The sequence below is a fragment of the Clostridium sp. K13 genome (assembly GCF_019734195.1).
In the GTDB taxonomy this organism is placed as follows: domain Bacteria; phylum Bacillota; class Clostridia; order Clostridiales; family Clostridiaceae; genus Clostridium.
Genome location: NZ_JAASHM010000007.1, coordinates 14,703 through 36,295 on the forward strand (window position 1 = coordinate 14,703; position 21,593 = coordinate 36,295).

A 21,593-nucleotide genomic window follows, 5' to 3' on the forward strand; every position below is an offset into this window, starting at 1 on the left:
ACTTTTCTCCTCCTAATTACCTTTCTTGTAGAATATCCATTCAATAGCTACTATTATTATTGATAATAATATAAATAATGGTGTTAACTTAATTCCACTTTTTAATGAATTTTCTCCATTAACTATATTTTCATTTTCTCCAACTGCTGCTACTGATGTATTACTTTCACTACTTGTTGGAAAGTTAACAGAAAAGCTTTCTTTATTATCATTTTGTTCTAATTTATATATACCTAAAGCTTTTTCTCCATGTACTTCATCACCTGATTTAATTCCTTTAATTTCTCCATTTGGATAAGTAACATTTATTTCACTTTCATAATCTGAAGATTTAACTACTATTTTTTCTCCAGCTTTAAAGTTATTACTATATACCATTCCTGTAGAAATTAAATCTTCTCCAAGTTCATATACAAGAATAGGAAACTCCTTTTTAAGAGCAAAATCACTTGAATGTAAATCAAAAGATAATGCTGCTATTTTTCTATCATTTAATTCACCTTTAAATCCTATTGAATTATTATCCACAGTTAAAATATTTGTACCATAGTATGGTGTTTCTATAGTGTTATACTCTGATAATGTAAACTGTGTATCTTCTAAATATGAAGAAACTGAACCCTTAACTGCTGTTGCCTGCCCTATTTCTCCACCCTTTAACACATTAAATAATTCATTAGACTTAGGATTTATAAATAATAAGCTTCCTTTAGCTGGAATTGATTCTGGCATAATATTATCAAATATATAAAGATCAAAATCATCGGTGCTGCTTATATTACTTGCATCGTTAGTTTTATAAATTTCTGTATTTTCTATAACACTAAAGGCTTTTTCTAAAAATACATTTTCTTGTGTAACTAATAATATCTTTTTAACTTTATTTTCACTTAATACATGATAATAAGTATTATCTTCCATTAATATATCTTTTCTTGATAATTCACCTTTTAAGTAATCTCCATTTATAGAATCTAGCTCAAAGGATAATGTTTTAGTTTCTCCTATTTGAAGACTTATATTTTCTACAGCTGCTAATTCTTCACCATTATATAAAGAGAAATCTCCATCATATAAACTATCTCCATTATTAGTAACATTAGCTATAACTTTAACCTTATTATCTACAAACTTATGAGATACATTATCTACAGAAGCATTTAATCCGCTATTACCTAAATAAACTATTTTTCCTTCCAAATCCTGAAGTGATATTTCTTTATCTGTAAAAACTAAAGCTTCATATCCTTCTCCGATACCATCCCCTATAGCTTTAACAAAAGATACAACATCACTTATATCACCACTTGCATAGGTACTTTTAATTTTATCTATTATATTTTCCGCATTACCCTTATTGAAATCACCATTTAAAAGTAAATTAGATGTACTATCGTAAGAGATTACATAAGCATTAGTACCATCCTTTGTACTATTCAAATATTCCTTTGCAAGAGTTTTTGCCTGATCTAGTCTAGTATTTTTATCATTATATAATGTATTCATACTAGCACTATTGTCTATTACCATAATTACATTTTTATATGACTTTCCACCAAAATTTAAAAATGGACTCATAAGTGCTAATATTACACTTAATATAATTAAAATTTGTAATAATAACATTATGTTCTTTTTAAACTTTTCCCAAGGTGTATTGGCTCTAGTATTTTTATATACTTCCTTCCATAACAAAGATGAGGATATAACTTCTTCCTTATACTTTCTCTTTAATACATAAAGCATTATTACTGGAGGAATAGTTAAAAGTAAAAATAATGGCCACAAATTAGTAAAACCCATAATATCTCCCCCTCTAATATAATACTTTTCGTTTACTAAATTCACTTAATATTATTTCCTCTATATTCATAGATGAATTAACAGTTATTAGCTTTCCACCATATTTTCTAGCTAAATTCTCAATTTGTTCATTATAATTTTTTAAGGTTTCTTTATAATCCTTAATCAATGATGGTGTTACACTAAGCTTAATATTTTCTCCTGTTTCGCTATCTATAAGTGTAATTTCATTATTAAACTCTGGATTTATTTCTTCTTCACATAACACTTGCACTAATATTATTTCTTGCTTTTTATAAGCTAAATACTTTAACCCATCTTCTAAGCTTTCAAGACCTGAGTTATTTAAAAAATCTGAAACTACAATAGATATTCCTCTTAAATTTAAAGGTCTTTTCTTTATACTTTTAGCTAAATCTGTAGTTCCATTAAACTCTAAGGCTTCTAAATCTCTTAGTATTTTTTGAAACCCTCTATTACCAGTACTTGTTTTTAAATTTTCTACAATTCCATCATTCATAGTACTTATGTTAACTCTATCAAGATTATTTAAAGCAATATAACTTAATGATGCCACTATTTTTAAAGCTGTATCTTTTTTATTATCTTTTCCATAATCCATAGATTTGCTTTTATCAATGAAGAAGTTAAATACCCCTTCTCTTTCTTCCATAAAAACTTTTACGAAAAACTTATCAAATCTTCCATAAGCATTCCAGTCTATTCTTCTAAAATCATCCCCTGAGGCATACTCTCTATAATCTGAAAACTCTACAGATACACCTTTTGCCTTTGATTTACGACCTCCTTGAGTTCCCCCACTAAGCTTAAAATTTATATACATATTAATTTTATTTAGCTTTTTAAAGAAGTCCTCATTAAACATCTTTTCGCTCATTTTTTACACTACCTTTAAGTCTTCTAAAATTTTAGTAATTATAGCTTCTTCATTTAATCCTTCCGTTATAGCATCAAAATTTAAAATAATTCTATGCCTTAATACTGGATATGCTAGTTCTTTTATATCTTCAAAAGATACATTAAGTCTACCTTCCATTACAGCTCTCACCTTTGCTCCTGCAATTATACCTTGTGCTGCTCTTGGACCTGCTCCTGCTTCTACATATTGCTTAGCTATCTCTGCTCCATTTGGTAGTTCTGGATGAGTTGCAAGTATAAGCTTTAATGCATATTCCTTAACTGGTTCTGCTATTTTAATTTCTTTAATAATTCTTCTAAGTTCTAATATTTCATTACCTTCTAAGACATTATTAAATTCTGGACTATTATTTGTTAAAGTTAAATCCATAATATCCTTTAATTCTTCAAGACTAGGGAATTCTACATTTAACTTAAATAAAAATCTATCAAGCTGTGCTTCAGGAAGAGGATATGTTCCTTCTTGCTCTATAGGGTTTTGTGTTGCAAGTACCATAAATGGCTTTGGCATTTCATATGTTATTTTTCCTACTGTTACTGTTTTTTCTCCCATTGCTTCTAAAAGAGCAGATTGAGTTTTAGGCGTTGCTCTATTAATTTCATCTGCTAATAATAAATTTGTAAATACAGGTCCTTTTTCAAATTTAAATACTGTATTATCATTTTCTTTTACTACAATATTTGTTCCTACAACGTCTGCTGGCATTAAATCAGGAGTAAATTGTATTCTTGAAAAATCTAAGTTTAACACCTTACTTATTGTTTTTACTAATTGAGTTTTACCCATACCAGGCATACCTTCTAGTAAAACATTTCCTTCTGCAAAAATAGCTATTAAAACATTTCTAATAGTATCCTTTTGACCTATTATCCCTTTTCCTATTTCCTCTTCACATCTTTTTATTTTTTCTGAAACCTTTATTATTGATTGTTCATTTATTTCCATTATTATCACCTCTTAATTTAATCCTTCAAAATAGTTTTTTATAAGATCTTTTAAGCTTTGTGGTAAGTTGCTATTATTAGCTCCTTCTAAGGCACTATTACTATAATCACCTATTACTTTATCGTAATCTACCTTTTCTCCACCTACATTAAGACCATTTTGACTTTCTATTTGCTGGGTATTTCCACCATCATTTTTATTTCCAGTAAGATTCGAATCACTACCTTCATTTCTTCCTGGAATATATATTTGCTCTCCTGTAGAATTTTCTAAATCATTTTCTTTTCCTACAGTACTCCCAGTATTCCAGCCTGTTCCAGATCCAGAACCTGAGCCTGATCCATTACCTCCTGATCCACCTTGTCCTTGACCACCGCCTTGACCTTGACCTGCTCCCTGACCTGAACCTTGCCCTTGGCCCTGACCTTGTCCGTTACTTTGATTTTGGTTTTGACCATTGCTATTATTTACTGATTGTGTAATAGCTTCTGATAAACTTTGTGCATCTAACTTTTGATCTAATACTGAATTTGCTGCATTTTCTAAAGCCTGTGCTAATTCCTCATCACTCATTTCTAAAGCAGCATACTTTAAACTTTCTGAAAGAGCATTTAATTCTGCACTATTCATACTTGATAGCTTGTTTTGAAGCTCAGCTAATTCTTTATTAATAGCATCTTGATTTCCGTTTAATATAGCTTCTCCTAAAGGCTTACTTTCCTGCTTTTTCATAAGTTCATTTACTAATTTATTAACATCTTTTTTAGCACTTTCTTCTTTTTCTTTATTAAAATCTTTTAATAAATCCTTCTTTGCCTTTTCTAAGGCTTCCTTTGCCTTATCTGAAGTTAAGCTTTCCTTTTTATCTTCTAATTTTTTCTCTAAACGTTCTAAAGTCTTATTTACTTCAGATTTCTTTTCACTTTCCTTTAATTCTTTTTTTGCATCTTCTAAAATCTTTTTAAGCTCTTCCTTTTCTTCTTCACTTAAATCCTCTGATTTTTTTATCTCTTCTTTTTCCTTTTCAACCTTTTCTATTACTGTCTTTTGATATTTATCAAAGTCTCTTATTTTTTGAGCTTCTTTTCTTGCATTACTTGGTACAAACATTACTAAAATACACATAAATACAAGTGCTAAAACTAATAACATCTGCTTTTTATCAATATGAATTTTTAAATTCTTTTTTATATCAAAACCTTTAATATATTCAACTGTATCCTTCTTTTGGGCCATTGATATATTATCATCAGAATTTATAAGCTCTAATGATGTGATAAGTCTTTCATCTAACCCCTTAGAATCTACTATTAATGCAACCTTATCTTTTTTAGGTGCTTTAACAAATCCATATATTAATATAATTATTAATCCTATAACTAATATCCCAAGAGAAATTTCTAAAACATAAGGAATTGGTACAAAAAGCGAAATTAATAGCAAACTAAAGATTAAGCATAGTAGAAGCTTTAACCCTACTATGCTTAAATTTAATAAGAAGTTTGCTTTAATTCTTTTAGATGCCTTATTTAAAAAATCTAAAATAGCTCTATCTAAAGAATTCATCTTCCTACTCCTTTACTTTTTTAGATTTAACTTTAATCTTTTTATTTAATGGATTAAGTTTAGTTGCTGCTAAATATATAAATATTGCTGAAAGAATTAATTGTATAACTATTGAAATATATTCTGAATGCATACTTATTCCAAACTCTGAAAACATACTATTAAATTGCCCACCTAAACCAACTTGATTTAAAAGCAAACTAGCAAATCCAACAATTGGACTTATATAAACTATAGGTGATGCCTTAGGCATAGTTGATGTAATATTCCCACTAATACTCATTTGATAAATAGTAACCATAAGTATTACCCAGGTAATAGCTACTATACCTGCATAAATAAATAATACTAATCCATAAGTAAGGGCTGTTGCTACTTTTGATGTTTTTATATATGTTGATACAAAAACACCTATTGAGCTTACAAATATAGTGTTAACAATAAAAAATACTATAAGCCCAAATATATTACTCATTTTAATTCCACCAATTAAAGCTCCAATTGCATAAAGAGGGATTGTTGCAATTATAAGAATAATTACTCTAAGTGATGAAGCAGAAACTTTTCCTATTATTATTTGAAATGGAGTTAATTTTGAGGATAATAATATATCTAAAGTTTGTTTTTCCCTCTCTGAGCATATTGCTGTTGATGTTAATGCTGGAACTATAAAAAATAGTAATACAGCTTGCCCTATTGCCATTACAACATAAAATATAGTTGATGACTCTAGATATAATCCATTAGAAAAAACTTGTGAATTTACTGAAGCATAATAAATCATTACCGCTACTGATAATGCTGCTATATATGCAAATATCATTAATGTAAACTTAATACTTCTAACAGCTATTTTACTTTCATTTCTTAAAACTGGATTCACTCTCATTTTTACGCCTCCTCTTCATCACTATCTGCTGTAATTTGAATAAATACATCTTCTAAATTACCAACTGCTCTGCTGTAATTTATTATTGGAATATCTTTTACTACTAAACATTTTAAAAGATTGCATATATCTTCGTCATTTCCTATTACACTAGCTGTAATTTTCTTACCATCAATTTTTATATTATCTACATATGGTAATTCTTTAAGAAGCTTTATTGCCTCTTCTTCTTTATCTAATACTGTAAATACTATAGGTGATGCCCCTGCAGCTCTTGTCATTATTTCTTCTACAGTACCTTGGCATACAACCACTCCATTTTTTACTATACCTATATTAGTACATACTTCTCCAAGCTCAGGTAATATATGAGAAGAAACTATTATTGTCTTACCCATTTCTTTTAGGTTTCTTAGTATCCCCTTCATTTCATATCTAGCTCTTGGGTCCATTCCTGAAGCTGGTTCATCTAATATTAAAAGATCTGGATTATGAACAAGGCATCTAGCTAAACATAATCTTTGTTTCATACCTCTTGATAATCCATCAACATATGCGTCATACTTATCTTCTAAATTAACTAATCTAAGTAAATCCATAGATAATTCTCTAGCTTCTTTTCCTACAATTCCATATATTGAAGCATAAAACTCTAAATATTCAATTGCCTTTAAGTTATCATACACACCAAAGAAGTCTGGCATATATCCAATTTTATCTTTTAGGGCTCTATTATTTTTTATTGCATCTATTCCATCTACATAAACTTCTCCACTATCTGGAGATAAAAGTCCAGATATAATTTTCATAGTTGTACTTTTTCCAGCACCATTTGGACCTATAAAACCAAATATTTCACCTTTTTTAATTTCTAAATTTAATCCCTTTACAGCTTTAAAGCTTCCATATGATTTTTCAAGATTTTTTATAACTAGCATTACTTCTCCACCCCTTTTATACTTATTTGAGGAGCTGCGGTCTCTTTCTCATTATTAGCAACGACTTTGATTTTTATTATATTATTTGAGCTATAGCTTCCATCATTTATTACTTTATAGCTTCCTGATGACAAGCTAAATTTTTCATATTGGTTAGTATTATAATTGTAAATATAATACTCTCCATCAATTCCAGCTTGATATCCCCATCTATTAGTAAATACATTAATATTTATTTCTTTTACATCCACATTACTATCAATTTCATAATCTAAAATAACTTCTCCGTTACCATTAATGTAGCCCTCATAATAATCAAAATATACAGCTGAATCTATATGATTTACCTTGTATTTAAAGTAACCTTCTGGGAAATTAAGGTTTCCATTTTCATCCTTAAAATCTATATTTGCATCTTGTATTACTGCTGTTAAGTCATAAGTTGAAATTGATTTACTTTCTAACTTTAAGCTATAATCTATTGGTAAATTTGTAATAGCAATAATCTTTGTTGTAGTTCCTACATAATTATTAGTTCCTAATACTCTTAATAAAGAAGCATATCTTTCTACATTTTTAAATTTCGGATTATTTGAATCTATTTCATCATTCCATCTTGATTCATAATATTCACTAGTTAAACTTTCAGCATAACTATAAATACCAAAAGAGTTTTTAGAAACTAAATCAGTAATTGAAATTTCCTCACCTTTACTTACTGTTCCTATCTCCCAGACACTTTGCCCTGAAACTATTATTAACTTTTTAATATCTGCATCTAAATTATTTTTAATAGTACCTTCTAATTTTCCATTTTTAATTTTCAAAGTATTTTCTATTTTAGGCATTACTATTTCTTTACCTGAAACTTTAAATTTGTTCATTTCAGATACATTATTATTAGCTACTGTAAAATAAGAATTATTATTTGTATATGTTGTTTTAACTCTTAAATTTTTAGATTTACTTTCTGTATCTCCATAATAGTAATAATTATCATCTATATACTTTATTTCTAAATTTTCTTCTTTTTCTACTTTAATATTACCTTTATTTTTGCTTGCAATACCAATATATCCATTTATTTGACCTTTTCCTTCTTCATCAGTAGTTATAATATTAATATTGTTTACTACAACATCTTTAATTTTCATTTTACTTCCTAATAAATAAATTACTACTGTAAATACAATTGCAGTTAATGGTATAACTATCCATGTTAAATCTCTTCTTTTCATTTTTTTAAGTATAAGATATAAAACTATCCCAACTAAAATTGCATAAACTCCAAGTATTATACCTAATGTTACTGTACTTAACATTTTTTCAACTGGAATACTTGTTAATATATTGCTTATTTCGTAACTATCTTGGGAATATCCACCATTATAGTTTTGTTCATAAATTTTATCAAAAGTTCCTATTAACATATTTTGTAGCATAAGAGCTGAATCACTACTTGAAATAAATGGTTCTAAACCTAAATCAAATGCAGTTACTAATATTTTTCCTGCACCTCTATTTAAAGAATATACTAAATTATTTCCATTACTATTATTAGCAACTGTTGCTCCTTCAAAGTTTATTTGTGATAATATTAAATTTAAGTTTTCTGAAACAGTTACAACACTCTTTTCAGTAGTACCACTTGAAGAAATATTTAAAAAACCTTTATTTATATTATTAATTGTTTTACTTTCATTAGCACCTGCACCTATTAATAATGTTCCACCTTCATTAACCCAATTGTTTAACGCACTGTAATGTTCTTCTTTTAAATTTGCTGTGTTATAGTTATTAATTACTATTAAATCTAATCCAGCTATATTTAGTCCATTTTCACTTAATAAATTTTCATTTAATTTAACTAAGCTCATTTTTCCTACATTTGAGTGTGTAGAATCTGAAAATGTTATATCTCCTAGATATCCTAACGCTGTAGCATCATCTGTTAATACTCCTGTAAATGCATTTCCCTCTGAAATTCTACCTGAAGAAATTAATAATGTTTTTTCATATAGAACTTTATTATTCTCTACTATACAGACAGTTCCATTAGTTGAGTTTTCCATAAACTTTACTGGTATTGTAATGTTTATATTTTCTCCTGCCGTTGCCGTAACTTCTTTTGAATATGAGTCATATCCACCAAAATTATCACTTGCAACTCTAACTTCTATTTCTCCATTAAAATCTTTTTCTAAGTTTTTAACTTCAATATTAACTGGCATATATTTTTGAGCTCTATACTTCCCATCTATACCATAATTTATTGTTACATCATACTTAGTCTCATTTTTGCTTGCACTTACTTTTATATTTGGCATAACTAAGCTAAATATAAAAATACATAAAATAACACTAAATATTTTTTTATTTATTGTTTTTTTCATTATTACTCCCCCTATTTACAATATTTTCCCTTTATTAGTATACTATCATATTTTAACCTATTTTTAATTAATCATCTTTTGTTTTCCATTAAGATTTTCTTAAAAATTCCTTAAATATTATTTTTTATAATATTTAATAGCTAGATTTTTATTTTTATTAATTTTATAGAAATAATTTAAAAGATTCTTTAAAGGATTTTTCTTTCGATGCAATAATAGATATATGTACATATAATCAACAAGATATTAGAAATATATTGGATTCAGTTGGATAATTTAAAGACTACATATTTATTAGTTCATCTTCTGTTTATCCAGTTATTGAAAAAATATTAGAGAAGCATCCAACTAATTTTGAAGGTGATTTTTCTAATAAGTAGCTAATTAATATTCCTGTTCCAGTACCTATATCTAAAACTTTTGAATTCTCTTTTATTTCTAATAAAGCAGCCCATACTAGATCTTTTGTCTTTTCATTCATTATAAAACCCCTCCCGTAATTTAAATATAAAAAATAAAAGGTATAGCAAAGAAATGCTATACCTTCGTGATATACATAAATAATTATTAATTTAAAATTATTTAAATATGTCTTCATGACATATTACTTTCAAATATGTTTATAATTATCTATTACTATATGTTTCTCTCTTTTATAAACATATATATTTAAACAACAAAAAAAGAGAATCCACTTATGAATCCTCTTTAGTGTAGTACTTCGTACTAAATATAATTGGAGGCGCCACCCAGATTTGAACTGGGGAATAAAGGTTTTGCAGACCTCTGCCTTACCACTTGGCTATGGCGCCGTATATTTATATTATATACATTTCTTTATAAAAAGTCCATACTTTTTTAAAATTAAAAATGACAAATTAATTAGTTTGTATCAAAATCATCAACTCACTTAACAAATAAACTGCGAACTAAAGCTTAAGTCTGCAATTTAAGCCGAATTTTCCTAAAGTTAACGACTTCTGCTATAAATTTGTAGCAGGAGTCGTTAACTATAAATCGGGGAAATAAGAAAAACAGTGAAGAGAAAAAATGAAATATTAATTTGGAGGGAAGCATTGAAATTAAGCTGTAGAATTTAATAATTGATGTAGTAAAATTTGTGTTAAGAAGTTTTTACTGTTTGAAGCTTTAGCAAGTTTAAAAACTTTAGCAAATTTTACGGAATCAATTATATAAATTCAAAGCGAAAATTTCACCGCTTACCGTAAAAGTAATATTCCATTTTTCATTCTCACTGTAGTTCGCAATTTATTTCAAGTGTGTAGAATAAAGTTTTTATGCATACACCTTTAATTTTTAATCTAATCCGTTCATATCTATAAATGGACTAACATTATCACTGCTAACCTTTGGTAAAATACCATCCCATTTTTCTATATACATTTTCATTAAAATTTCATCATTAAGATCCTCAGTTAAAACTCTATTAGCTTCCGCTTCACCTTGTGCTTTAATTATTTTAGCATCAGCTTCCCCTTGTGCTTCTACCTTTTTTCTTTCTGCTTCAATTTGTGCTTTTTGTGCTTCTATCTTTGCTGTTTCTAACTCTTGTTGTTTATTTATTCTTTCTTGTATAGCTTTAGCTGTTTCAGCATCTAATTCTATTCTTGAGAAATTAACTGAATCTATTATTATTCCATACTCATTAAATTTTTCCTTTACATGAGCTAAAACATTTGAATTTAATTCAGATCTTTTTTCACCATATATGTCTATAACTGAAAATGTAGAAGACACTTCTGATGCCCACGCTTTCATTTTACCTCTTATAAAATTATCCTCTATTTCCTTACCTGTTTGTCCCTTAAATCTTGTAAAAGTTTCTGGAAGTGTATCTACGTCAAAATGATAGCTAAACTCTAAATCAACATTTACTGTTTTTCCATCCGAAGTTGGTATCATAAATGAATCATCATCTAATGATCCTTCCTTTTTATCTCTTGAAAGATATGCCTGTTCTGTGGCAACTGAATATTGTGATACCTTTTGAAATGGTGAAACAATTCTTAATCCTTGTGTTAATACATTATCTTGAATACCACCTCTTAGATTATATACAACACCTACATATCCTGGTTTTATTTTATGAGTTGATAATGCTAATAATACTCCACCTACTATAATTACACCTGCAACTACTATTCCTCCAACAACTTTATTACCTTTTATCAATTATAACTTTTTATTATTTTTTTAGCTTTAATCCTTATTTTTATCCATTTTATCTATTTTAATTAAATAATTCTATACTTTAGTTAATATTTCTCATTTTTTCTTTATCTATCTAACATATTTAATATATATTATTAATTTATATAAGAAAAAAGAGCCGTAACGGCTCCATATATTAATACAAAATTTTATCTTATAAATTTTTCTATTGCTAAATTTAAGTTATCTATAGCTTTTTTATCACCAGATTCTACTGCTTCAACTATACAAGTTTCAATATGTTTTTTTAAAATTGTTTTTCCAGCATTATTTAAGTTGTATATTAATTAATTTTTAAATTATAACTAAATATATAAATTACCCACCGCCCTTATATTGCCATCAAAGATAATAACCGTAATAATTTTCCATTAATTTTAATATTTCTCCTCTTATTAATACTAAATAGTTTTTTATTTTCTAATAAATTCATAAAAAAGGCATAAGAATGAATATTCTTATACCTTTTTAATATCTTAATATTAGTCTTAAACTCTTTCTTTATATACTACTGGTAAATTAATTGTTTTATAATAACCTACCATTCTAATAAGCACAATTATTACTAATGTTATTAACTGTGCTACCTCTAATCCAATTACAGGATATACAAACCAAAGTATAGTAACACCTATAATTCCTGCAACACAATAAATATCATGCTTAAAAATTTGTGGTTTTCTATTAGTTATTATATCTCTTAATACTCCACCACCAACACCAGTAATACTAGCTGCGAATATAAATAACATAAAATTATAATTGCTACCAATTGCTTTTACTGCTGCTGATATAAAAAAAGCAGCTAGTCCAATTGCATCAATGAATACAAATAAATTTTTATACTTTAAATTTCCCTTTAAGAATATAGCTAGTAAAGCTCCAGCAATAATAAATGGAATCGTCACATAACTTGTAAAGAATACTGGTATACCTGAATTTGTAACGATATCCCTAAGTACTCCTCCCCCCATAGCTGTAATTATAGCTATTATATATATTCCAAAAACATCAAACTCTTCTTCAATAGCTACTATTGCTCCTGATACGGCAAAAGCAAAAACACCGATATACTCTAAAATTGCAATATAGTCCAAAAAAATCCCCCTTATTTAATAATACATAAAGACTAATTATTAAAATAATTGCGCCTCTGTCTTTTTACCTGAAAGATTCTCTTACTATATCTAAGATTGCTTCGTCGGTGCCGTATATGGGCTTTCCAGAGTTTTCTCAAAATTTGGTCCTTTTGCCTGAGAGTTTGCCGCACTTTCCCCTTCGGCTCTGAATTTAAACAGTATCTCCCAAATTTCTCAACGAAATACTTGTAAATTATAATATATCCATTAAAGTAATTCAACATCTAAAATAGGGATACTTTTATTTTTAAATAATATTGTTTAATTCTTTTAGTGACAATACTCTTTTCTCCCCTAAAATATGCATTGCAATATTATATAACTCCTTATCTTCAGTAACTAAATTAAAATCATCATTAACATAACAAGCATACAACTGTAATAAATCATTTTTAGATAAATTATTACTATCAAGCTTATCCTTACTTTCATAGTCAAATATCATATAAAATCCACTTATATTATCCTTTTCAACTTCTATACTATAAGGCAATAGCTTGCAAAATCTTTCACTTAAAACTTCTCTTCTTCTATACTCTTTTGTTTCCTTTACAGATAATTCATTTAATACTTCATTTAATATAACTACCTTACTTTCTTTAATTATTTTATCTAAATGTTTTTCTTCTTCATCCCATAATCTAATTATTATATTAGTATCTAATAAATACTTCTTCATTAGTCTCTCTCCTTTTATAACATACTCTTATTTTATTATAATTGAGTACTTGTAACTATAAAATATTAAATTTCATTTTTAATGGTACTTTTCATTCTTCTAATATATTTAAATAACTCTTCATTGGCATTATCACCATACTTTTTAATAATCTTAACTATAGCACTTCCTCCAATAACTCCATCTGATATTTTTATAATTTCTCTTGCTTGCTTTACATTATCCATTCCAAAATCAACAACACAAGGAACATCTTTGAAATGCTTTATATATTTTACTCATAAATTTCTTCCCCCTTATATCTAGCTATTGCTGCAACATCTTTATCTCCTCTTCCAGAAAGATTAATAATAATACTCTCATCATTACTAAATTTTGTGGCAATCTTTATAGCGTGATCCACAGCATGTGCACTTTCTATAGCACAAATAATTCCCTCTGTTCTAGCTAAATACTCAAAAGCTGAAACTGCTTCATCATCAGTTACAGAAACATATTGCGCTCTATTTTTATCATATAAATAAGCATGCTCTGGTCCTATTCCTGGATAATCTAACCCTGCTGAAATTGAATATACTGGAACTATTTGTCCATTATCATCTTGACAAAAATAAGACTTCATTCCATGAAATATTCCAACACTCCCAGTAGTTATAGTTGCTGCATTTAATGTTGTATCAATACCTTTTCCAGCAGCTTCACATCCTATAAGCTGTACATCTTTATCATTTATAAGTTACAGAATTTACTTTTGCTCCTAAAAGCTTCATTCTGTATACATTTAAAGCTTGCCTATCTGTATCTTCTTTCCCCATAAATATTTCACACTCTAATCCTAAAAGTGCTGCTGCCGTTGCTGTTGCTACACCATGCTGCCCTGCCCCTGTCTCTGCAATAACTCTAGTTTTCCCTAACTTCTTAGCTAATAATACCTGTCCCAGTACATTGTTTATTTTGTGAGATCCTGTATGATCTTAATAAGTTCGTTCATTAATATTTCTGATATATATTGTCCCCCATATTCTCCAAATCTACTTTTACTCATAAACTCTACCTACCTTCCTACATTTCTCATTACTTCTTTCATTTTTATATAATTTTTAATATTATTACTTTAAATTCTATATTTACAGGAATAACTCTATATTTAGAGTTTGCTATAATAATTTTTTGTTTCTTATACACTTGAATAACTCATATTTTCCTCCTTTAAAATTAATATACCCTGCCAAAGAACATAAAAAGCCCGTCCTTGACAGCTAAATTTACTGTCAAGGACGGGTAGAATTCACTACACCCGCGGTGCCACCTTAATTTACGAAATAATCGTACACTTTATCGGATACTAACATATCCTAGACAACTAACGTATGTCAAACGTCATAGAATACTAAGAATTTGCAATTCTTTTCCCTATGCCCTCCGTGGTCCATTTAATAGGCTGCGTTCTGCTTAGCTCTCAGCTATCTAAGCTCTCTGTAAGTGCACGATCTATTTTTATCTCCACATCACCGGTTTATTTTTACTTATATTACTATATATTCAAAAATAATTCAACAACTTTTTATTTATGGATTATTTTACATATTCAATTATTTTCATGGTAAAAAAGGGAATAAAACTGTAAAAAACTCCATTTATATGTATATATTTCTCCTTTGATTACGTTATCATAAAAATTTTTAATGGTTTTTATTTAAAATTCTTAAAATGGTACATATACCAACTTTAATTATTATATTTTAAAATTATCTCCATAATACTTTATTTTTCTTCTTTTTTCGAATTAATACACTCATATACTTTGTAAAATTTCAGGATTATAATGAAGGAGTTGCATGAACTTTTTATAAATACGGAGGTATTATTATGAAACATAAAATAGGATTGGTATGTTTATCTATTATGGTAGTTGCACTTGCTGTAGGTTGCTCTTCAAACAAAAACTCTTCTATAAGAGCTAATGCTTCTACTAATGAATCTTCTAGGGAAAGTCGTTCAGAAGAAAAAAGCAGACGTAAAGATGAAAATGAAGTTTCATCTGATGAGTTTTTATCAGTTGGAGAAAGTGTTATTGTTTCAAAAAATATAACTGATACAAACAATAAAATTACTCAAGAAAAAGTTACTATTACTTTAGACAATATTATTAGAGGAACTCTAGCAAAAATGAAGTTGATGAATATAATTCAACTAACCCTACATCTAAAATTCCTCAACTAATAAATGATTCACTTGAATATGTAATTATTGAGTATACAACAACATTAGCTGATGACCTTAAAGTAACAAAGCAAGGACAAGCTTCTCATGTAGGAATTCAAGTTTGTAATTTAGATGGAAGTACAATTCATACTAGTGATACTAACTATATTATAAGATCCATGAACTTTGAAAAGAGTGAAGGACTACAAGCTTCTGATTCTGGAGTTACAAGAACAGTTATTACAATTCCTAAAAACATTTCTGAATTTATTGTTAGAATCGGGGACAACCCTTCAGATATGTGTTCTTATATTATAAAGTAATTTTTAGAATTATAAAAATTACTTTATAATATAAAAAGGTAACTCCTATTTTAATTTAAGAGTTACCTTTTACATATTAATTGCTACGCACAGAAATTTTCTTCTTTATCCATTTTAGAATAATAATTTATTATGTTTATTATGAAATTTCTTGTATCAAAGCTCAAATTTCTTGTACTAGAAATCTCATTAACTGAAAACTGTCTTGTAAAAAAGCTATATGCCAATTCTACTAAAAATCTTGATGTATTTACTATTCTTGAATCATTTAATAATTCTTTAAACATTATATTTGTTCCTATTATATATTCTTTAGCCACTACATATACTTCATTAATACTTAATAATTTTAATACTATATATAAATCTTTATTTAATTTTCCCATAAAATTTTGAACTAACTCAACATAATTTTTTTCATGATATGAATCTACAAACTGTAAATTTTTCTCCATATTAATCACCTCTATAAATATTATAATTTATTAATTTGTCAATTCTGTTACAATATCCTTAATTTACCCTTAATTAATTCTTAAATATTATTGTTATTTTAACTGTCTCTTATCCTTATACCGTGTATAACATTATATTAAAAAGTTTTTACAAATTTATTATACAGTATTAATTAACTTCTGTAAACATTTACTTGTGTTTTTATACAAATATATTGCCTAATTAAAATACTAATTAGGCAATTATTATTTTATTATCTTTTTTTTAATCTTAATGTAAACTTTTCTTTAACCCTTGTCCAGATACTTAAATCATCTTCATCAATATCATCATATTCCTCTATATAATCATTATCTTTATCAGGAGTTTCTTTATAATTACTAATTACTTTCTTTTCTTCTTCCTTTATACTACAGTTTGTCTGTTCTTTCTTATAATACACCTTATTCTCATATTTTACATTATTAATTTCTTCATCAATAACTTTTTTAATGTTAAGACCTAATACACATATAGAGCTTTCTAACATATATAGCTTTTCAGTAGTATTACAATATAAACCTTCAACTAATCTATACTCCGTCTTTTCTTTTTCTTTAACCCATGCCTTTAGAGTTATGTTCTCTTGTCCATATTTTAAATCTTTAACAGAATATACTTCCTCAAAAGTCATATATGCAATATTAATAATTTTATCTATTATTCTTACTCTTATAAGCGTATCTAAGCCTTTAAACAATTTATTATCGCTTTTCATTTTATTTGCAATAGTTTCTTTTATAGCTTTATATATAGGATAATCCTTTTCTTCTATTAAGCTTTTCAATAGAGTTACTTCACTATCTTCTGAATTATAGTATTCTTTTATTGATTCATATTTCTTAAGTAAGCCTTCTAATTTATTATAGAAATACCCTAAATATAATAATATTATTTTTTCTTCCTTTGTAAAATTAACTTCTACATAATCTTTATTATCTAATATTGAATTTAAGATATCTAAAACCTTATAATTATTATTTTCTATAAATGCAATCTTAATATTTTCAATTAAAGTTATCTCATCTTCAACAATTTTTTCATCTTCAACAATATCTATTGCCAATTCTTTAGTTAAATTCTCATCTTTATTATCTTCATAATTTGTTACTTCTGCTATAAGTTTACTTATTGCTTGATTTACAAACTCATCATCTTCTGCTTCAACAATCTCAATAGAAATACTACTATCTTCTTTTTTTGACTTATCTTTATTTTCTGAATCAGAGTCAATCTTTGTTTCAAATTTGTAATTTTCATAACTTTTAATAGAATTGCTAATATTTTTTCTCAATTCATTTAAATCTAATTTTATCTTCTCTATTTCCTCATTGGCTAATTTTAATTTTGCCTTTTGATTTTCTATCTCAATTTCCTTTTCTTCAATTATTTTTAATAATTCTCTTCCAGTTGTTATTTTTTCATCTAATTTACTCTTCTCTCTCTCCATCTCTTATCCTACTATCTTTTAAAGTTTATATATTTATAGTTATATTATAACACTAAATTTTACTATAAAGTTACAAAATAGTTACACATTCGCATATTTATTTCTATATAATTTTCTCAAAAGCTATTCTTTCATTTCCATCCTCTAAATATATTATTCCACAATATTTAAATCCACTTTTTTCAAGTAATCTTTGCATTGAAATATTATCCTTATGAGTATCTATTTTTATACTCTTTATATTTTTCTCTTTACATTTTTCTTCTATTAATTTAATTATCTTAGCTGCAGTTCCTTTACCTTTAATTTTTTCACTAACTGCAATTCTATGTATAACAGCATATTCTCCTATATCCCTTAACCACTTTCCCTCATAAATATTTTTATAAGTTTTATCCTCTTCAAAAGAAAGCATTGCTGTTGCTACTATTTTACTTTCATCTTCTAATACATAACTACTATTATTCTTTATATCATCATATATTGTATCACTATTTGGATATCCATTTTGCCATTGATCTATTCCGTTTCTTTTGAAGTATTCTTGTGCTTCGCTTATTATTTCCATTACATTTTTTATGTCATTTATTGTTGTCTTTCTAAATATCATATTTACTCCCCAATCAAACTATTATTTTTTATCTGGTATCTAGTAGTTATAATAATCTCACCTCTTTTTAGATATGAGATTATAGCTTGTATCCCTCTAGATAACGACTTCTAAGCTTCAAATATAGTTAAAACTCTATCTTAAGTTTGGAATTTAATTTATTTTATTATATAACAAAAGAGGGATAAAAGTATCCCCCTTTAAATAATTTTAAAAAACAAAATTTTTCAAACTATTATTAATACCTTGTAACATATTAGGTACTATTCTAACTATACTTGGTAAAAATAGTGAAACTATAAATCCTATTCCACAAGCAATAAATATATTATAATTAATTACTTCTTGACCCGTATAAATTTGATATCCATGAATAGCGGCAATAGCAATAACTCCAATTATTATGATTTTTGCTACTAACCATGATGATATACTTATTATTCTACATATAAAAATCAATATTGATAATATAGCTATTATTGGTAATGCAATTATTTTTAATGGAATTAACAGTACATTTAAAATCTCATTAGAAGCTTTTTCTTTTTTAACTACAACCTTTTTATTAGAATTTCTATTTCTTATACCTCTACTGTCTCTGTCTCTGTCTCTGTCTCTGTCATTATATTCTTTATTACTTTTACCTACATTATTTTTTTTAGATGAATTATTTTTTCTTTGATTACTGCTTTTCTTGTTTTTAGAGTTATTTTTTTGTCTTATCTTTTTTATAATTTTTTCGTCAAAATCCTCTTCGTCATCATCATCTTCATCATCAAAAAATCCATCACAATCCTCAAAATCTTCTTTTGATTTAAATATAATTTTCTCTTCTTCTGACTTATTATATTGAATCAAAGATTCCCTTAATATTTCTTCCCTACTCATTAAAACTGTAGCTGCATAACTGCCTTCTATATTTTCAGAGCTAGAATTAATCACTTCTTCTTTTTCTGTAACATCAGCTGCTTTCTCTTTAATTTTATTATTTTTAAATAAAGCACTTACTTCTTGATCAAATATTTCTTCTTGTTGTTCTTTCACTATAGCTTCTTTATAAATTAATGCATCATATGCTTCTTTAAACAAATCTAGGAATTTATCTAATCTTTTTTCATCTTTTACTTCTAACTTGAATAATTTAACTTGTTTTTCATATGCTTGTCTAATTTCTTCTTGTGTAGCATTTTCTTCAATGCCTAAAACTTTATAGTAATTCATCTATTAGCCTCCCATACTTACTTATTTATGTGATTTTTATTATTTATTATATAAACCCCATATTTTTTGTATATTAATGATTATATCAACTTTATTATAAAGCCACAAATAGTACATATATCCAAAATTTAATACATAAAAAAAAAAAAGAAGCATTAGTCATACTTCTTTTTTTAGCATACTATGACATATATTTTTTATAATTTGCTATTAACCAAATACTCCTATCATTAATATAACTGCTATAATATATAAAGCTAAAATTATACCACACATTATTAATTGTGCTTGAAAATATGTTTTCTTACTTCTATTTACATTTGATCCAAAAGCCCAAACAAACATTAATACTATATTAACTATCGGAATAAGCATTAATAAAAATGTTCCTATCCATTTTCCTACTGTCATATGCTCATCATCATATTTATCTATTCTTATATTATTATAATTATTTTCCAAACCAAATCCCCCTATTGTATATTTATCGCCTTATGTCATATTATGTATTCATTCTTATATATTAACATTTTATTTTTATTTTGTTAATACTTTGTTAACACTTTTCGACATTATATGAAATTTTGTAATATTAAAGTAAAATATGGTTGATTTTAATTTTTAGCAAGTCTATAATGTAATTATTAGTTAATAATAATTATTCCCTATATATATAATATATTTTTTAAAAATAGAAAATACTATATATATTAATTAAATGAGGTGAAATTATGAGTAAAATATCAATAATTGGCGCAGGTGCAATAGGTGCTACAACTGCATTTGCATTATTACAAAAAGGAATAGCACGAGAAATTGTAATTAATGATATAAATCAAGAAAAGGCTCTAGGAGAAGTATTAGATTTAATGCATGGTAGCTCTTTATGCAGACCTTGTAATGTTACTTTAGGTACTTTAGAAGATACTAAAGATTCAGATATAATAATAATAACTGCAGGTTCACCACAAAAACCTGGTGAAACTAGATTAGATTTAGTAGATAAAAATTATGCTATATTTAAAAGCTTTATTCCAAGGCTTGCTGAATTAAGTCCAAATTCAATTCTACTAGTAGTATCTAACCCTGTAGATGTTCTTTCATATATGACATATAAACTTTCTGGATTCCCAAAAGAAAGAGTAATAGGTTCTGGTACAGTATTAGATACAGCAAGACTTAGAAGCTTACTTGGAAAATACTTTGGAATTGATGGAAGAAATGTAGAAGGATATGTTCTTGGTGAACATGGTGATAGCGAATTTGTAACATGGTCATCATTAATGATTGGAAGTATACCAGTAAAAAGCTTCTCTGAGCAAAACTCTATATCTTGGGATAAAGAAACTGAAAATGTTATAGCTGAAGATGTTAAAAACTGTGCTTATGAAGTTATTAAGAGAAAAGGTGCTACTGCTTTTGCTGTTGCTATAGCCCTTGAAAGAATTGTTGAAGCTATAATTAGAGATGAAAGAAGCATATTAACTGTTTCTACTTTATTAAATAACTACTATGGTGTTAATGATGCTTATTTAAGCGTTCCTACTATTCTTGGAAGAAACGGAGTAGAAAAAGTATTAAATATTCAATTATCTCCTAATGAACAAGATAAATTTGTTTCATCAGCTAATTTAATGAAAGAATATATAGATAGAATTAATGATAAATAAATTTAATAAAAACTGTATCATAAATTTGATACAGTTTTTATTAATTTAAGCTTAATTATATGTTAAAATAATTTATTTTAATCTACAAAAATAAA

21 protein-coding genes, 1 tRNA gene, 1 pseudogene, 2 riboswitches and 1 other annotated feature are annotated in these 21,593 nt (G+C 26.8%); of the genes and pseudogenes, 3 read left to right on the plus strand and 20 right to left on the minus strand.

Translation table 11 applies throughout. From position 1 onward, the window contains the following. Positions 1 to 12: 12 nt before the first annotated feature. From HCG76_RS06010 to HCG76_RS06080, 15 genes and pseudogenes are all read right to left on the minus strand, one after another. On the minus strand, positions 13 to 1,803 hold the full coding sequence (locus HCG76_RS06010) for a vWA domain-containing protein (protein ID WP_221699435.1): 1,791 nt from the start codon (positions 1,801 to 1,803) through the stop codon (positions 13 to 15). Positions 1,804 to 1,816: 13 nt separating this feature from the next. Beyond that, complete coding sequence (locus HCG76_RS06015; protein ID WP_221699434.1) at positions 1,817 to 2,701, minus strand: DUF58 domain-containing protein; 885 nt, start codon at positions 2,699 to 2,701, stop codon at positions 1,817 to 1,819. A gap of 3 nt (positions 2,702 to 2,704) precedes the next feature. Continuing rightward, positions 2,705 to 3,688 carry an AAA family ATPase gene (locus tag HCG76_RS06020; protein WP_221699433.1) on the minus strand — a complete coding sequence of 328 codons (984 nt, stop codon included), beginning with the start codon at positions 3,686 to 3,688 and terminating at the stop codon, positions 2,705 to 2,707. Positions 3,689 to 3,700: 12 nt separating this feature from the next. After that, positions 3,701 to 5,254 carry a pectinesterase gene (locus HCG76_RS06025; protein WP_221699432.1) on the minus strand — a complete coding sequence of 518 codons (1,554 nt, stop codon included), beginning with the start codon at positions 5,252 to 5,254 and terminating at the stop codon, positions 3,701 to 3,703. A 4-nt stretch (positions 5,255 to 5,258) separates the two neighbouring features. After that, positions 5,259 to 6,143 carry an ABC transporter permease gene (locus HCG76_RS06030; protein ID WP_221699431.1) on the minus strand — a complete coding sequence of 295 codons (885 nt, stop codon included), beginning with the start codon at positions 6,141 to 6,143 and terminating at the stop codon, positions 5,259 to 5,261. A 2-nt stretch (positions 6,144 to 6,145) separates the two neighbouring features. Beyond that, positions 6,146 to 7,081 (minus strand): ABC transporter ATP-binding protein, encoded by a 936-nt coding sequence (locus tag HCG76_RS06035; protein WP_221699430.1) that lies wholly within the window; start codon positions 7,079 to 7,081, stop codon positions 6,146 to 6,148. Further along, positions 7,081 to 9,474, minus strand: coding sequence for a hypothetical protein (locus tag HCG76_RS06040; protein ID WP_221699429.1), 2,394 nt, complete (start codon positions 9,472 to 9,474; stop codon positions 7,081 to 7,083). Before HCG76_RS06040 ends, HCG76_RS06035 begins: the two co-directional genes overlap by 1 nt. A 310-nt stretch (positions 9,475 to 9,784) precedes the next feature. Further along, positions 9,785 to 9,955 carry a hypothetical protein gene (locus tag HCG76_RS06045; protein ID WP_221699428.1) on the minus strand — a complete coding sequence of 57 codons (171 nt, stop codon included), beginning with the start codon at positions 9,953 to 9,955 and terminating at the stop codon, positions 9,785 to 9,787. A 256-nt stretch (positions 9,956 to 10,211) separates the two neighbouring features. Continuing rightward, a tRNA-Cys gene (locus HCG76_RS06050) sits at positions 10,212 to 10,286 on the minus strand. A 505-nt stretch (positions 10,287 to 10,791) separates the two neighbouring features. Continuing rightward, positions 10,792 to 11,667: a prohibitin family protein gene (locus HCG76_RS06055; RefSeq protein WP_260458045.1), complete on the minus strand. Its 876-nt coding sequence runs from the start codon at positions 11,665 to 11,667 to the stop codon at positions 10,792 to 10,794. Between the two features lie 188 nt (positions 11,668 to 11,855). After that, positions 11,856 to 11,990: a metal-sensing transcriptional repressor gene (locus HCG76_RS06060; protein ID WP_221699445.1), complete on the minus strand. Its 135-nt coding sequence runs from the start codon at positions 11,988 to 11,990 to the stop codon at positions 11,856 to 11,858. A 204-nt stretch (positions 11,991 to 12,194) separates the two neighbouring features. Then, a complete protein-coding gene (locus HCG76_RS06065; protein ID WP_221699427.1) occupies positions 12,195 to 12,803 on the minus strand; it encodes a trimeric intracellular cation channel family protein in 609 nt (202 codons plus the stop codon). A 54-nt stretch (positions 12,804 to 12,857) separates the two neighbouring features. Next, positions 12,858 to 12,934, minus strand: a riboswitch (glycine riboswitch). A gap of 3 nt (positions 12,935 to 12,937) precedes the next feature. Further along, a riboswitch (glycine riboswitch) is annotated at positions 12,938 to 13,023 on the minus strand. Between the two features lie 69 nt (positions 13,024 to 13,092). Continuing rightward, positions 13,093 to 13,524 carry a PIN domain-containing protein gene (locus HCG76_RS06070; RefSeq protein WP_221699426.1) on the minus strand — a complete coding sequence of 144 codons (432 nt, stop codon included), beginning with the start codon at positions 13,522 to 13,524 and terminating at the stop codon, positions 13,093 to 13,095. 65 nt (positions 13,525 to 13,589) lie between these two features. After that, the gene (locus HCG76_RS06075; RefSeq protein ID WP_221699425.1) at positions 13,590 to 13,751 is read right to left on the minus strand and encodes a tryptophan synthase subunit alpha; all 162 of its coding nucleotides are present in this window, start codon (positions 13,749 to 13,751) and stop codon (positions 13,590 to 13,592) included. A 47-nt stretch (positions 13,752 to 13,798) separates the two neighbouring features. After that, positions 13,799 to 14,498, minus strand: a pseudogene (locus HCG76_RS06080) (pyridoxal-phosphate dependent enzyme); the annotation flags it as partial. A gap of 296 nt (positions 14,499 to 14,794) precedes the next feature. Further along, positions 14,795 to 15,045 (minus strand) — a binding site (T-box leader). A gap of 348 nt (positions 15,046 to 15,393) precedes the next feature. Here HCG76_RS06080 and HCG76_RS06085 point away from each other — a divergent pair. Both HCG76_RS06085 and HCG76_RS06090 read left to right on the plus strand, forming a co-directional pair. Continuing rightward, positions 15,394 to 15,747, plus strand: coding sequence for a hypothetical protein (locus HCG76_RS06085; protein WP_221699424.1), 354 nt, complete (start codon positions 15,394 to 15,396; stop codon positions 15,745 to 15,747). A 161-nt stretch (positions 15,748 to 15,908) separates the two neighbouring features. After that, positions 15,909 to 16,052: a hypothetical protein gene (locus HCG76_RS06090; RefSeq protein WP_221719003.1), complete on the plus strand. Its 144-nt coding sequence runs from the start codon at positions 15,909 to 15,911 to the stop codon at positions 16,050 to 16,052. A gap of 83 nt (positions 16,053 to 16,135) precedes the next feature. Here the strand turns inward: HCG76_RS06090 and HCG76_RS06095 are convergent, their stop codons facing one another. The 5 genes from HCG76_RS06095 to HCG76_RS06115 form a co-directional block, all read right to left on the minus strand. Beyond that, positions 16,136 to 16,507: a hypothetical protein gene (locus tag HCG76_RS06095; protein ID WP_221699423.1), complete on the minus strand. Its 372-nt coding sequence runs from the start codon at positions 16,505 to 16,507 to the stop codon at positions 16,136 to 16,138. Positions 16,508 to 16,761: 254 nt separating this feature from the next. Beyond that, positions 16,762 to 17,997 (minus strand): hypothetical protein, encoded by a 1,236-nt coding sequence (locus HCG76_RS06100; protein WP_221699422.1) that lies wholly within the window; start codon positions 17,995 to 17,997, stop codon positions 16,762 to 16,764. 103 nt (positions 17,998 to 18,100) lie between these two features. Then, on the minus strand, positions 18,101 to 18,607 hold the full coding sequence (locus HCG76_RS06105) for a GNAT family N-acetyltransferase (RefSeq protein WP_221699421.1): 507 nt from the start codon (positions 18,605 to 18,607) through the stop codon (positions 18,101 to 18,103). A 210-nt stretch (positions 18,608 to 18,817) separates the two neighbouring features. After that, a complete protein-coding gene (locus HCG76_RS06110) occupies positions 18,818 to 19,828 on the minus strand; it encodes a J domain-containing protein (RefSeq protein ID WP_221699420.1) in 1,011 nt (336 codons plus the stop codon). A 210-nt stretch (positions 19,829 to 20,038) separates the two neighbouring features. Further along, positions 20,039 to 20,290, minus strand: a complete 252-nt coding sequence (locus HCG76_RS06115; protein ID WP_260458044.1) for a hypothetical protein — start codon at positions 20,288 to 20,290, stop codon at positions 20,039 to 20,041. A 269-nt stretch (positions 20,291 to 20,559) separates the two neighbouring features. On the opposite strand from HCG76_RS06115, the gene HCG76_RS06120 reads away from it, so the two are divergent. Then, positions 20,560 to 21,498, plus strand: coding sequence for an L-lactate dehydrogenase (locus HCG76_RS06120; RefSeq protein ID WP_221699419.1), 939 nt, complete (start codon positions 20,560 to 20,562; stop codon positions 21,496 to 21,498). The last annotated feature ends 95 nt before the right edge of the window (positions 21,499 to 21,593 follow it).

What these genes read in the sequence shown, in the direction of transcription:
- HCG76_RS06040 (WP_221699429.1), bottom strand. Translation starts at nt 9,474, where the DNA reads ATGAAAAAAACAATAAATAAAAAAATATTTAGTGTTATTTTATGTATT.
- HCG76_RS06075 (WP_221699425.1), bottom strand. Translation starts at nt 13,751, where the DNA reads ATGGATAATGTAAAGCAAGCAAGAGAAATTATAAAAATATCAGATGGA.
- HCG76_RS06020 (WP_221699433.1), bottom strand. Translation starts at nt 3,688, where the DNA reads ATGGAAATAAATGAACAATCAATAATAAAGGTTTCAGAAAAAATAAAA.
- HCG76_RS06010 (WP_221699435.1), bottom strand. Translation starts at nt 1,803, where the DNA reads ATGGGTTTTACTAATTTGTGGCCATTATTTTTACTTTTAACTATTCCT.
- HCG76_RS06035 (WP_221699430.1), bottom strand. Translation starts at nt 7,081, where the DNA reads ATGCTAGTTATAAAAAATCTTGAAAAATCATATGGAAGCTTTAAAGCT.
- HCG76_RS06045 (WP_221699428.1), bottom strand. Translation starts at nt 9,955, where the DNA reads ATGAATGAAAAGACAAAAGATCTAGTATGGGCTGCTTTATTAGAAATA.
- HCG76_RS06030 (WP_221699431.1), bottom strand. Translation starts at nt 6,143, where the DNA reads ATGAGAGTGAATCCAGTTTTAAGAAATGAAAGTAAAATAGCTGTTAGA.
- HCG76_RS06070 (WP_221699426.1), bottom strand. Translation starts at nt 13,524, where the DNA reads ATGAAGAAGTATTTATTAGATACTAATATAATAATTAGATTATGGGAT.
- HCG76_RS06015 (WP_221699434.1), bottom strand. Translation starts at nt 2,701, where the DNA reads ATGAGCGAAAAGATGTTTAATGAGGACTTCTTTAAAAAGCTAAATAAA.
- HCG76_RS06085 (WP_221699424.1), top strand. Translation starts at nt 15,394, where the DNA reads ATGAAACATAAAATAGGATTGGTATGTTTATCTATTATGGTAGTTGCA.
- HCG76_RS06090 (WP_221719003.1), top strand. Translation starts at nt 15,909, where the DNA reads ATGAACTTTGAAAAGAGTGAAGGACTACAAGCTTCTGATTCTGGAGTT.
- HCG76_RS06025 (WP_221699432.1), bottom strand. Translation starts at nt 5,254, where the DNA reads ATGAATTCTTTAGATAGAGCTATTTTAGATTTTTTAAATAAGGCATCT.
- HCG76_RS06110 (WP_221699420.1), bottom strand. Translation starts at nt 19,828, where the DNA reads ATGAATTACTATAAAGTTTTAGGCATTGAAGAAAATGCTACACAAGAA.
- HCG76_RS06100 (WP_221699422.1), bottom strand. Translation starts at nt 17,997, where the DNA reads ATGGAGAGAGAGAAGAGTAAATTAGATGAAAAAATAACAACTGGAAGA.
- HCG76_RS06120 (WP_221699419.1), top strand. Translation starts at nt 20,560, where the DNA reads ATGAGTAAAATATCAATAATTGGCGCAGGTGCAATAGGTGCTACAACT.
- HCG76_RS06095 (WP_221699423.1), bottom strand. Translation starts at nt 16,507, where the DNA reads ATGGAGAAAAATTTACAGTTTGTAGATTCATATCATGAAAAAAATTAT.
- HCG76_RS06105 (WP_221699421.1), bottom strand. Translation starts at nt 18,607, where the DNA reads ATGATATTTAGAAAGACAACAATAAATGACATAAAAAATGTAATGGAA.